11 protein-coding genes and 1 pseudogene are annotated in these 12,503 nt (G+C 37.5%); 8 read left to right on the plus strand and 4 right to left on the minus strand.

Annotated elements, in window-relative coordinates; genetic code table 11:
• Positions 1 to 206 precede the first annotated feature (206 nt).
• From H4J46_RS16370 to H4J46_RS16380, 3 genes are all read right to left on the minus strand, one after another.
• A complete protein-coding gene (locus H4J46_RS16370) occupies positions 207 to 782 on the minus strand; it encodes a DNA-J related domain-containing protein (protein WP_182234689.1) in 576 nt (191 codons plus the stop codon).
• 436 nt (positions 783 to 1,218) lie between these two features.
• Positions 1,219 to 1,911: a cupin domain-containing protein gene (locus H4J46_RS16375; RefSeq protein ID WP_182234690.1), complete on the minus strand. Its 693-nt coding sequence runs from the start codon at positions 1,909 to 1,911 to the stop codon at positions 1,219 to 1,221.
• A gap of 80 nt (positions 1,912 to 1,991) precedes the next feature.
• Positions 1,992 to 2,609 carry a glutathione S-transferase gene (locus H4J46_RS16380; protein WP_182234692.1) on the minus strand — a complete coding sequence of 206 codons (618 nt, stop codon included), beginning with the start codon at positions 2,607 to 2,609 and terminating at the stop codon, positions 1,992 to 1,994.
• Positions 2,610 to 2,846: 237 nt separating this feature from the next.
• On the opposite strand from H4J46_RS16380, the gene H4J46_RS16385 reads away from it, so the two are divergent.
• The 7 genes from H4J46_RS16385 (at position 2,847) to ilvD (ending at position 10,399) form a co-directional block, all read left to right on the plus strand.
• The gene (locus H4J46_RS16385; protein ID WP_182234694.1) at positions 2,847 to 3,962 is read left to right on the plus strand and encodes an FAD-dependent oxidoreductase; all 1,116 of its coding nucleotides are present in this window, start codon (positions 2,847 to 2,849) and stop codon (positions 3,960 to 3,962) included.
• Positions 3,963 to 4,160: 198 nt separating this feature from the next.
• A complete protein-coding gene (locus H4J46_RS16390; protein ID WP_182234696.1) occupies positions 4,161 to 4,691 on the plus strand; it encodes a TetR/AcrR family transcriptional regulator in 531 nt (176 codons plus the stop codon).
• A 420-nt stretch (positions 4,692 to 5,111) separates the two neighbouring features.
• Complete coding sequence (locus tag H4J46_RS16395) at positions 5,112 to 5,693, plus strand: antibiotic biosynthesis monooxygenase (protein WP_182234698.1); 582 nt, start codon at positions 5,112 to 5,114, stop codon at positions 5,691 to 5,693.
• 105 nt (positions 5,694 to 5,798) lie between these two features.
• A complete protein-coding gene (locus tag H4J46_RS16400) occupies positions 5,799 to 6,131 on the plus strand; it encodes a YnfA family protein (protein WP_182234887.1) in 333 nt (110 codons plus the stop codon).
• Positions 6,132 to 6,471: 340 nt separating this feature from the next.
• A complete protein-coding gene (locus H4J46_RS16405; protein WP_182234700.1) occupies positions 6,472 to 7,362 on the plus strand; it encodes a dienelactone hydrolase family protein in 891 nt (296 codons plus the stop codon).
• Between the two features lie 297 nt (positions 7,363 to 7,659).
• Complete coding sequence (locus H4J46_RS16410; RefSeq protein ID WP_182234702.1) at positions 7,660 to 7,947, plus strand: antibiotic biosynthesis monooxygenase; 288 nt, start codon at positions 7,660 to 7,662, stop codon at positions 7,945 to 7,947.
• A 772-nt stretch (positions 7,948 to 8,719) separates the two neighbouring features.
• On the plus strand, positions 8,720 to 10,399 hold the full coding sequence (ilvD, locus tag H4J46_RS16415; protein WP_182234703.1) for a dihydroxy-acid dehydratase: 1,680 nt from the start codon (positions 8,720 to 8,722) through the stop codon (positions 10,397 to 10,399).
• Between the two features lie 106 nt (positions 10,400 to 10,505).
• On the opposite strand, the pseudogene H4J46_RS16420 reads toward ilvD, so the two are convergent.
• Positions 10,506 to 11,518, minus strand: a pseudogene (locus H4J46_RS16420) (IS3 family transposase); the annotation flags it as partial.
• Positions 11,519 to 11,783: 265 nt separating this feature from the next.
• Between H4J46_RS16420 and H4J46_RS16425 the strand changes: the two are divergent.
• Positions 11,784 to 12,311 carry a hypothetical protein gene (locus H4J46_RS16425; RefSeq protein ID WP_182234704.1) on the plus strand — a complete coding sequence of 176 codons (528 nt, stop codon included), beginning with the start codon at positions 11,784 to 11,786 and terminating at the stop codon, positions 12,309 to 12,311.
• The last annotated feature ends 192 nt before the right edge of the window (positions 12,312 to 12,503 follow it).

The raw sequence follows: 12,503 nt of genomic DNA on the forward strand, positions 1-12,503 counted from the left end.
TACAAATTTAGCACAAAAAGTAGATGTTTAAACATGAAAAAACTAGGATTATTTGGTTTGGTAGCAAAGTAGGGCTGCTCCATCATAGTTGGTCTTAATCATTAAGTGAAATATGAACTTAGCATCAGACTTACTTAAAGTTTAATGAGTGATATTTAAAGCGTAATATGGCCATTAACGAATTAGAGATAAATAAAAAATTGCTGTTACGTTTCATAATAACAAAACCTTAAGATTTCATAGGCTGCTCGGGTTTTGAGAAAGTCATCTGAGCAGCCGCCTTTATCAGGGTGATTAATGAAAACCTTTTTTTGGTAAGCCTGACGTATCTTAGACCAATCCACACCTTGATCTAGCCCTAACGTCGTCAAAGCATCGCCAACCTTATCTACCGCCTGATATTTTTGCCAAAAACTAGCAAAAAGTGATTCAACCTCTTCAATGGTGATGTTATTCAAATTAGACCAATCCAAATAGTAGTGGGCCAGATCATTATCGCGCGTGGTCAGGGCGTTTTTAACACTAGCGCAATGTGGTATCAGACAGATTTCTAAAGGAAAAGTTGTCAGTGAAAAACCCTCTGTTTTAATATCATGTTGAATTTGATAAAGCGCATTCATAACAAAAAAATTCTTTTGGAAAATAGCTATCTGAGGGGCGACATCCGTTAGAATAAGCGCAAGAAAGTCCTGTTCACAAAGATTCACCAAATCAAGCAGAGAGCAAGCACTTTTCTGCTCTCTTAAATATCTCAGTATCAAAATAATTAAAGGATTGGTCATATATTTCAGTTCCCTTTCTATTTATTGCACACACATTACTGTCAGCGGGCACAGTATAAGTTAGCGTTAACCGGTTAGAGTCAAGAGTATCTTGCCCGCTCTTAATCAGACCATAGCAATAATGAGGATGTCAGGTCAAAATAGTACTATCTATTAAGCTTTTCAGCTCAGCAAAAATATCCGCGGTTAGTGAATAGAAAGCCATTTATGAAGATATAAAGGAGCGCTTAATAGACTTTTTAGGCACGAAATCTGAACATTACAGAATATAGACAGGAAAGATAAATCAATAGACACAAATTCATTAGCCAGAAATTATTTGATATATACTGTCAAATGACACGCTTTATTTAAACGATAAAAAATTTTAGTAAAACTCAATTAAAGATATAGCATGTCCCTTTATTTACTCCCTGTTTATTCTTTGTTTAAAAAATTAGTTCGCCGCTTGAATCCGTTTTATCTGGTTGCTTACATCAGATAAATTTCCTATTTTAACCCAAAATTTTGCGCCATTACTTTTTGCTGCTACTGTTAATGTGTCGCCTAAAGGTAAACGCATCCAGCTATGCTTTTGCAGTAAATCATTTTGTGCTTGTAATTCCCCGGCTAATACTAATACCTCTGCACCTTCAGGAACTGATAAACTCATTTTTGTATTCGGTTCAAAATAATAAACCGACACTTCTTCATATTTGTCTTTGTATAACGGGGTAATAGAGACGCCAACCGTTTGCGAAGGAATCGCTGACATTTTTTTGATCTGTAGGCGAATATGCGTTCTATCTTTAGGTTGAAATTGCCACAATTTTACAAAAATAATACAGCCGTTATCAGAGCGTGGCGTATGACTAGATTGCGGAGGATTTCGAACATACGAGCCTACAGGGAAATCTCCACTTTCATCTTGAAATACACCGTCAAGTACAACAAATTCTTCGCCACCAGTATGAACATGAGGAGAAAATTTACTGCCTTTTGCGTATCGCACTATGCTGGTTGCTCTAGCCACCTCGCCACCCACTCTATCTAGAGGTTTTCTTTCAACGCCTGGCATAGGTGAGGCTAACCAGTCTAATGAGGCACTATGAACAACGGCTCTTTGCGTAAAATCATCAAAAATTCCCACAAGTAAATCCTAGTTAAAAAGAGTAAAGGGGAGCGAGTCGTTAATGGCATTAAAGCGGTTAAACAACTCGCGATATAGTTTTATTTAAGGCTTTGTCGGTCTTGTATCTTTGCACGCCATGCAAGTAAATGTGTATATTGACTTGGCACGGTTAGTTTACCAAAATCAGCAAAAGCAAGACCTGCGAATAAGGTGATATCAGCCATCGTAAATTCGTTACCGGCGACATAAGGCGCGGTACTTAATACGGTATTAAAATATTTAAAACCGGCCAGTACATTTTTAGCTTGTTTATTGCCCCATGCTTTATTTTGGTCTATTTCAAGATCGGGTCCTAAACCATCAGTTGCATGATGAAAATAAGTAGCGGCAGCATCAAGTACCATAAATTCAGCTCTGCGTTGCATCATGTTAATAACAGCACGCTCTTTAGCAGACGTTCCTGTTAATGAAATACCGGCAAATGTGTGATCGATATATTCAATAATAGCTGAACATTCAGAAATATAGCTACCATCATCTAATTCGAGTACTGGAACACCAGCAGTTGGATTTTTTACTAGGAAAGCATCACTTCTATGCTCAGCGTTCATTACGTCAACAGCAACAAAAGTAACCTGGTCTAGCGCATTTTTTTCAGCTAAAGCCATTCGAACACGAAGTGGATTAGGAAAACCTTCAACATCATATATTTTCATTTTTATTTCCACTTAATGAGTGTATTTAAATAAGTATTATTTTATTTACCGTCAACTTACTTATTTTTATCTAACAATTAAGTTATCTATCTATTGGTAGGTAGCTTGGTTGTTTTTATATCAATTGTCAAATGTTAACTAATAGCTAAATATAGATTCTAGCGCGTTGCAAAATGACTTGCTTTTAAATTGAACGCTAGTTAATATTATCTATCAGTAGATAGGCTTGAGGTGTTAATGAATAAAAAGCGCGTAATTATTGTTGGTGGTGGAATAGCTGGTTTGTACACCGCGTTTCAGTTAGAACAGTTAAATATTCCCTATGTGCTTTTTGAAGCGAAAGATGTTTTTGGTGGGCGCATTCATAGTGAACAGCCTAAAGGAAGTAATGATGAATCGTTATTTCATGATCTTGGCCCAACATGGATATTTCCGCATCATTATCGTATGAAAGCATTAGCGGCTAATTTGCAGCAAAATTTATTTCATCAACATATTGCTGGCGCGGTGGTTTATCATGAACATACGAATATATCCCCTAAAATTATTAAAAATGGTCAAGGGCCTTTATTGCATCGCTTAGAAGGGGGTTTATATAAACTCATTTTGGCTTTACAAGCTAAGTTATCAAAAAGTAACTATCAGCTAAGTTGTCAAGTAGATAGTTTAATAAAGGTCAATGATACTTGGCAAGTAACAGTGAAAAATACAAAAGATGCTTCGGTCGTTATTCACGAAACCGACAATTTAATATTAGCCTTGCCACCCAGACTTATTCATGAATACTTAACGCCTGCTCATTGGGCGAGTGAAGCGTTAACAAAAGCGTTAGTGGCTGTACCTACTTGGATGGCGAACCAAGCAAAGTTTATAGCGACTTATAATAAACCTTTTTGGCGAGACAATGGCTTAGCAGGACAAGCATTTAGTCGCGTTGGACCTATGATGGAAATTCATGATGCCTCAGCAGCAGATCAGCAGGGTTTTGCATTATTTGGTTTTATCGGACTTTCATCCCAAGCCATAAAGAGTGTCTCTATTGAACATTTAAAAGCTCAGTGTATTAATCAGCTTAAGTTACTGTTTGGCGAAGCAGCCGAGGACTATGAACAGTGTTATTTAAAAAGTTGGGGTAACGATGTCCATGTTGCCACAGATAAAGACAGAGCAGGGGCACCGGCGCATCCTGATTTTAATATAAAGCGATTTTCTCAGGAGTTATCGTCATTAAACTTATATCTGGCAGCTAGTGAGTTTTCTGAGCAAGATGCTGGTTACCTTGAAGGCGCGATTAACGCCGCTAATACAGCGATTAGTTTATTGAAAAAAACAGTCTTGTTTAAAAGTCACTAAAAACAGACAAGCATCTTAGTGGTATCAATTTAGCGAAATTATTAACTATTTGAATAAAATGACTGAGTCATTGATAATAGATGAGATTATTGAGTAACTAACATCAGCAGTAACCTTGTCTGGTTATATTGCTAATATGGGCATTAAAGCTACTCAATAACTTCATGATTTACTTAACCTCTCACATAGCATTTATTTATGAATAAAAAATCTCAAATACTCACATTAGCTGAAAACAAAGTAAGGTCTGGCGGTTACGGTAATTTTAGCTTTAGAGAGCTTGCCGATGAAATAGGCATTAAAAGCTCAAGTGTGCATTATTATTTTCGCACCAAATCTGATTTAGCTGCAGAATTAGCCCATCAGTATACCGATGTGTTTTTAGCATCACTAAATGATGAGAAAGCAAAGCAACAAGAGAATAGTGCGATTAATCTCTATATTAATATGTTCAAAGCGGCATTGGAAAAAGATAACCAAATGTGTTTATGTGGTTTATTAGGCGCACAGTTAGACGCCTTACCAGAGCAAGTGAAAAGTGAAATCAAACGTTTTTTTGAATTGAATATAAACTGGTTACAACAAAGATATATTGAAGAAAAAGATATGACAGCAGCAAGTGCCAAAGCTAAAGCTATTCAGTTATTAGCCTCATTAGAGGGCATGATGATTTTATCTAAAGTATTAGATGATAAAACGGCTTTTGATAATATTCAATCTTATATTTAACCGCGTATTTTTATAGACTATGCTATTTAAACAATATTGTCTTAAGCTATGTGCCATCGTTGTGGAATGGTTGTCGCATTAAGTCATATTAGACAAATACCTAAATCTCATTTTTATGTCCACTCACATAAGTCTGTAAATAGCCTAGACGAACCTAAACCTATATAAAATCAAAACCAAAAAACATGGGCAAAGCGAAAGAAAAATAATTCAGCTTATGGTTGAGTAAACACACTTGGCAGTCGCAGACAGTGAGTCACCTAAGTTACTCAAACAGACAGCTATCACCTAAGTTACTCAAACAGAAAGCTAATAGTTGACTAGGTTTCGTTTAGCTAGAAAATTTTAGCCAACTATAACTGAGCAAATGATAACTTAGCCTGCTATTTAGGCGTTGATCAACATAAGGGCGCAGATATTATGCATACAGATAAAGTTACTGAGAATTTCAGCGATATAGAAGGGGCAACGGTTGTTATTACGCATAGAGTGCGTGAGGGCAAACATGCTGATTACGAAAGCTGGTCTAATGAAATTGCGCCGCTTTGCAAAGCCTCACTAGGGAATTTGGACTGGCACATCGTCCGTCCAATTTCTGGACTGACCGGAACCTACACAATTATTATCCGATTTGACACTCGAGCACATTTACAAGACTGGATGGAATCGTTAACTCGCTCTCGTCTGATTGACAAGGTTCAGCCGTTATTAGTCACTGGCGATGACTTTTTTATCAGTAGTGGGCTAGATTTCTGGTTTACCCCAGAAAGAGCTAAAGCTAAAGTACCCGTTCGCTGGAAACAGTCCATAGTGACATGGTCTGCCATTTACCCTTTAGTGCTTGGTGTACCGATAGTCATTGCACCAGTGCTGCAACTATTACACTTTCCCGATAATCATTTTATAACCACGCTTGTAGTAACAGGAGTCATCGTTTTTCTCATGGTTTATTGGATCATGCCTCGTTACACACGATTTATCCAGCGATGGCTATTCAGTTGATGCACACTTATAGCCCACCAACAACTTGCAGATAATAGTGTTTTCTACGCTTTTCTTCGGTAAATTGTGGCTCAAGCGGGATTTTCACTACTAAGAGAGATTTTTTTGTTGGAATTTAAAATATTTGGTCTTTTTATCATTACAGCTTTAACTGAAATTATAGGTTGTTATTTACCGTATCTTTGGTTGCGTGAAGATAAGTCAATTTGGTTGTTGGTTCCAGCCGCTCTAAGCTTGGCCACATTTTCGTGGTTGCTTTCTCTACATCCTGAGGCCGCTGGTAGAGTTTATGCGGCCTATGGTGGTGTTTATATTTTTATGGCTATTTTATGGTTGTGGGTTATAGAAGGAATTCGCCCAACAGCATGGGATTTAGTTGGGTCGGGAGTAGCACTTCTGGGTATGGCTATTATTATGTTTGCCCCCCGCACTACATAACAATTAAAAATGTAAGCTGTGCGGCTTTTTCAGCGCTGATATAGCGAGAAAGGCTTAACGTCATTAGTGAGTCTGCAAAGGTTTACCCCCATCCAGCCACTGTAAAAAACATTTTTAGAGACTAAAGACAATCCAAAAATGGCTAAGGCGCAGGGTTGACAGCGGCTAAAATATAACCATCAAATAGTTAAAGTTATTTGGTATTTAATTTTCTGTAGTGATAGTAACCTAATTATTAATCATTATAATTAAATTGTGATTTTAAAATTTGTGAAGCCTTAAAAATCATTCTATTTTATAAGTATCCATTTTGTTTTAAAAATTAACAAGTGAGATAAACATGTTAAAAAAATTAGAGAGTGATATCCCTCAAGAAGCATTTGACTGGTACGACGAATATGCTCATGGAGGAATGGATCGCAGAGCCTTTATGGCAAAATTAGGTACTTTGGTTGCTGCTGGTTATTCCATGGCCTTATTAACATCAACATTGTTGCCTAATTATGCCTTAGCCGAACAAGTCTCTTTTAATGATGCTGAAATAAAAGCAACCTATGAGACCTTTGATTCCCCAGAGGGTTACGGCAAAGGCGCTGGCTATTTAGTAACGCCAACCAATAAAACAGGCACTTTACCCGTTGTTTTAGTTATTCATGAAAATAGGGGGCTGAACCCATACGTAAAAGATGTCACTCGTCGACTGGCTAAAGCGGGTTATCTTGCCTTTGCTCCTGATGCTCTCTTTACACTAGGAGGATATCCTGGGAATGATGATGAGGGTAGAGCAATGCAAAAAACTATGGAGCGTTCTAAAATACAACAAGATTTTGTTGCGGCGGCAAATTTCATCAAGAAGCATGACAGAAGTAACCGGAAACTCGGTGCTGTTGGATTTTGTTTTGGTGGCTACATAGTTAATTATTTAGCCTCCGTTGAGTCTGATCTCATTATTGCTGGAGTACCTTTTTATGGCACACCTGCAAAAAGTGAGTCAAGGAAAAATATTAAAGCTTCGTTACTTATTCAGCTTGCTGAACTTGATGAAAGAGTTAACAAATATTGGCCTGAATATGAGAACGACTTAAAAAAGGTAGCAGTCCCTTATCAAATGCACATGTATAAAAATGCCCAACATGGCTTTCATAATGACTCTACTGGGCGCTATGATAAAGAAAATGCAGATCTTGCATGGGATCGTACATTAGCATTTTTTGCTGAAAAATTAGTTTAAAAATACTGAGTAATAGGAGACAAAAGTCAGGGGTAACGTTAGTTTTTGGGTGATTAAGAAGGGCGTAAAATGATCGCTTTGGGGTGTTTTTTTGATAGGAAAGGTTTATTTTATTCAGTTATTTATAACTCAAATAACTATAGCCTCAGATAATTTAACAATATAATCGACTTTCACACCAATATAACATCAACAATTATTCCGCTTACAATGATGGGTTAAGTGCGTTATATCTATAAGCTAGTGATGGAAAAATATGATATCTGTAAATTTAACTATTGGGTAACTGAAATAAAAATGATAAAAGTAATTATTGAGCGTGTACTCGCTGACGATATGGAAAGAACATACGACTCTGAAATTCGCAAAAGTTTAACCGCAATAATGACGGCAAAAGGTTATATTTCTGGCGCATCATACCGCAACAGTAATAATTCTAATATTAGAACGATTATCACCAACTGGGATAATGTGGCTTGTTGGAATCGTTGGCATAAGTCAAAAACACGTCGTGAAGTTAATAAGGCGATTATTTTAATGCTAATACAAGACGAAAAAATTAAAGTATTAATATCGCAGTCATAATTTTTCTGCTAACGTCTGCAAAGCGTTCAATTGAGCCATTGTTGTGGGCGCTTTTGAACACCAAAAAAAGACCGATTTATCGCAATAGTTATGGTTAATTCTCCCTCAAAAAGGCGGCGAAAGTGCCTCAGTTTTTGAGGCACTTAAAATAGGCATTAATTTTCTGTGCTTTCTGATATAGATAAAGCATGGTCCATTTCAGCGCCTAAATATTCAATTATACTTTCTAAATTTGAATGTCTAAGCAATAGTTGGCTCGCGGCTAAAATTCTTGCTTGAGCGCAAATTAGTGATGCTTTAGCTCTTCACAGAGAATTTATTTTATATTGGGTTATATCTAAGCCTATAGTGGACACCCAGTATGTAACTATATTTGTATAATAGTGATAGCAGATATGTTTTTCTGATTTTTTTGACCAACAGCTTTACCATTATGCCCAGTAGGGATTATTTAACTCTATTGACGTGCAAAACTGATCGTAAAGATGAAAAGGTGAGCTTTATAAATAGGGATACTCATTATCCAAGGTGTATTTAAAGGTGTTGTTATTAATATATGGCACTTCGGGGCAGTCCTTAATTTGCTGCTCCCTGCATGTTCAAGTAGTTTCGGTATAGAAATATAGAAATATAGAAATATAAAAAATATAGTCATAGAGCAGAAAATTCAATGCAAGTGGATAAAGAGCAGCGTTGGGTTGGTTTCAAAAATTATTTTTTTGCAATCTGTGCTAATAAAAGTTATTTAATGATGGTTTCGGAGAAAATAATAATGTCAGAAATAAATAAGTATTCAAAAACGGTCACTTTAGACGAATCACAACCAGCTTCACAAGCCATGCTTTATGCGATTGGTTTGACAGAAGATGACATGAAAAAAGCACAAGTGGGTATCGTTTCTACAGGATGGGAAGGTAACCCCTGCAACATGCACTTAAATGAACTTGCTAAAGAAGTAAAGAAAAGTGTCATTGCTGCCGATTTGGTGGGTTTAATCTTTCATACTATAGGGGTGAGTGACGGTATTTCAAACGGAACGGCAGGCATGAAGTATTCCTTAGTTTCTCGTGATGTAATTGCGGATTCTATTGAAACGGTTGCCGGTGCTCAATATTATGATGCTATGGTGGCGATCGTTGGCTGTGATAAAAACATGCCAGGGGCAATGATGGCGTTGGCGCGTGTTAATCGTCCAGGAATATTGGTTTATGGCGGCTCTGTTAAAGCGGGGAAATGGAAAGGTGAAGACTTGAATATTGTCTCTGCTTTCGAAGCTTATGGAAAAAAATTACAGGGTGTTATCTCTGATGAAGACTATAAAGGTGTGATTCAAAATGCAATCCCAGGAGCGGGTGCTTGTGGTGGAATGTACACCGCAAACACTATGTCTTCAGCGATTGAGGCTTTAGGGATGAGCCTGCCTTACTCTTCGTCTAATCTAGCGGTGAGTGATGAGAAAAAGGTAGAAGTGACCAAAGTGGGTGATGCCATTAAAAATCTGCTGGAAAAAGACATAAAGCCACAAGATATCATGACCAAAAAAGCATTCGAAAATGCTTTAAGAATGATCATGGTTTTAGGCGGTTCTACTAACGCAACTTTGCATATAATTGCCATGGCGCGAGCCTGTGGTGTTGATTTAGGTTTAGATGATTTCCAAGCTATGGCTGACAAAACGCCATTGTTGGCAAACTTAAAACCCTCAGGTGAATACTTAATGCAAGACTTACATGCCATAGGCGGGATCCCTGCGGTAATGAAGTATTTATTGGCTGAAGGTTTGTTGCATGGCGACTGTTTGACCGTTACAGGGCAAACTATTGCAGAAAACTTAGCTGATTTACCTGGCCTGCCAGCAGTTCAAGATATCATCAGACCTTTAAGTAACCCATTAAAAGCAACGGGTCATTTACAAATTCTTTATGGAAACTTGGCTTCTGAAGGCTCAGTTGCCAAAATTACAGGTAAAGAAGGCGAAGTATTCGAAGGTCCAGCAAGAGTTTATGAAGATGAATTCGCCGCAATAAAAGGCATCGAAGACGAAGTACAAAAAGGAGAGGTTATCGTTATCCGTTATTCTGGGCCAAAGGGAGCGCCTGGAATGCCTGAAATGCTAAAACCAACGTCAGCAGTAATGGGTGCTGGTCTTGGCAAAGACGTAGCTCTAATCACTGATGGTAGATTTTCTGGAGGTTCTCACGGCTTTGTTGTTGGACACGTTACCCCTGAGGCTTCAGAAGGTGGATTGATTGCTTTGGTGCAAAATGGCGACATTATCCGTATTGACGCAGTGACGAATAAATTGGAACTGAAAGTAGACGAGGCCGAAATTGTTAAGCGCAAAGCCGCATGGATAAAGCCGGCTTATAGAGCTACCAACGGTGTATTACGAAAGTATATTGCCACGGTAAAATCTGCATCGCTAGGGTGTGTTACCGATGAAATAGACTAAAATAGCCCGTTTTCAGAACCCGTTTTGATTTTGCATTCTTTTGTGATGCTATCAAAGCGGTCAAAGGTCAGAGATTAAGTTTCCAGCGAAAAATCTCCTGATACTGCCGGTGACTGTTGTACCACATGGTTATGTAGTTCAGTACATCTTGCTGTGCTGCATAACGTGTTTCATAATTACGCCAATGAACGCACTTTGGTTTCGAGCTTCCGACAACGGCATTATCCCAGTAACATCCTTTTTACTCATACTGCCAACAAATCCATTTGATTTGAGTAATCAACGATATTGATGGCTGGCATACTTAAAGCCCTGATCTGAATAAACTATCCCCCTGCTTTGAGCTGTCGTCGCCAAATAGCCATTGTTAATGTATCAAAAACAAGCTGTGCTTTCATTCTTGACCCCATACTCCAACCCAAGATTCTTTGTGAGTATAAGTCAATCACGACACGTAAATATAGCCAACCTTATGTGTCCAAACGTAGGTTATATCACCTACCCACGGTTTATTCAGTGCTGCAACAGCAAAGTTTTACTTTAGCTCATTTTGATAAATGGGGTTGTTATGGTCGCTGTTGCTTTGTATTTCTTTTTATAACGAACCCAAACGATTAGTTGAGCCGTCTTACGTTGGCTAACTGGAAAGCTTAACGTATTGAGTACTTTTTAACCCACCTAGCACCATAGGTATTGTCACTGAATTTAGCAATATCTTTAATCAACACAATCATTTCTTGATGTGTTGGATCATCAGAGGCACTTACTTTACGCTTTTGAACGCTATAGAAATTATTACTTTTAACACCCAGTAAGTGGTGCATGACTACCACAGGCCAGATCTTCTTATGTTGGGTAATGAACGAATATTTTACTTCGTGTCTTTAGCAAATAAGGCCATTACTTTTTTAGGATCTAACGCTCCATTGCTAAACGTTTTACTTGAGCTTTTAGGTTGCGAACTTCTGCTTGCTCTGGTATTAATTTCCCTTTGCCACGAAAAGCTTGACCATCCTCATTGTCGGCTTCTTTGAGCCAACAACCTAGCCTATTAGGATTAATACCTAAGTTTCTTGAGGCTTCTGCCTGGCTATATTTTTGCTCGACAACTAAAGCGATAGCATCAAGTTTGCATTCTTTTGAATATTTTTACTGACTCAATCGTGTTGAGACATACTGCTAGTCGTCCCTCTAGGTTATATGACATATTGTCGATAGTAGCGCTAAAACAAATAGATAAACTGTAAAGGGCGTTAATTACAATATTTGAGCAATACACCTTTAGTGTTTAATGGCTTAAGGATTAATTAATTTGACATACGCTTGCTTTGAGTAGCGTATAATTTTTCATGTTCTAAAAATTTTATAAATGTATTAGGTAAATATGACAGATAAAAAACTGATAAGTATTTTAAATACTTCAGCTAACCAAGAAGTTTTTTTTGGCCCACAAGGCTTTAAGCAGGTAGCAACTCAAAACGAATTAAATAAAGCGCAGCTTGGCTTTGGCATGAGTGAATTAGGTCAAGCGGCAACCAGTGATGACTTATCCGGCGAAGAAAAAGGCTGTTGGCAAACCTCATGGCAGGTTTTTGCCCGAGATACCGAATTAGGTGATCCGTATTTTGTTGACACCAATCAAGCAGAATTACCAGTTTATACTGGATTTTTAGCTGAAACAGGTTGGGAAGTAGAGTTAGTAGCAACAAGTTTAGTTAGTTATATCGCTTGTATGCAGTTGCTGTTTGATCATGGTCAACAAACCCAAGCACAATTCTTTCCAGACCCCAGTAGTGTTATTGATGAAGCCATATTGCAGCGGTTACAGCAACAATTGATTGAAATTTCGAGTTGTCATAAATTCTGGCAACTGTTTATGCAATGTTACCTTGATTGGCTTATTGAAGATTAGAAAGTTCATTTAATTTTTTGTTCGTAATAAGACTTTTACCCACTATAATTTTAATTATTACTTATTTATTGTATAAAATCATATGTTACACAAGGTGACTTTTATCTTTAAGTTTATGTTTTAAATGATTTATGTTGTCATTACACTGTTTATCCTAGTAAAAGAATAAATAGTGGTATGACCAGTGGCTGG

It is taken from the genome of Colwellia sp. MB02u-6, assembly GCF_014077095.1.
GTDB lineage: Bacteria > Pseudomonadota > Gammaproteobacteria > Enterobacterales > Alteromonadaceae > Cognaticolwellia.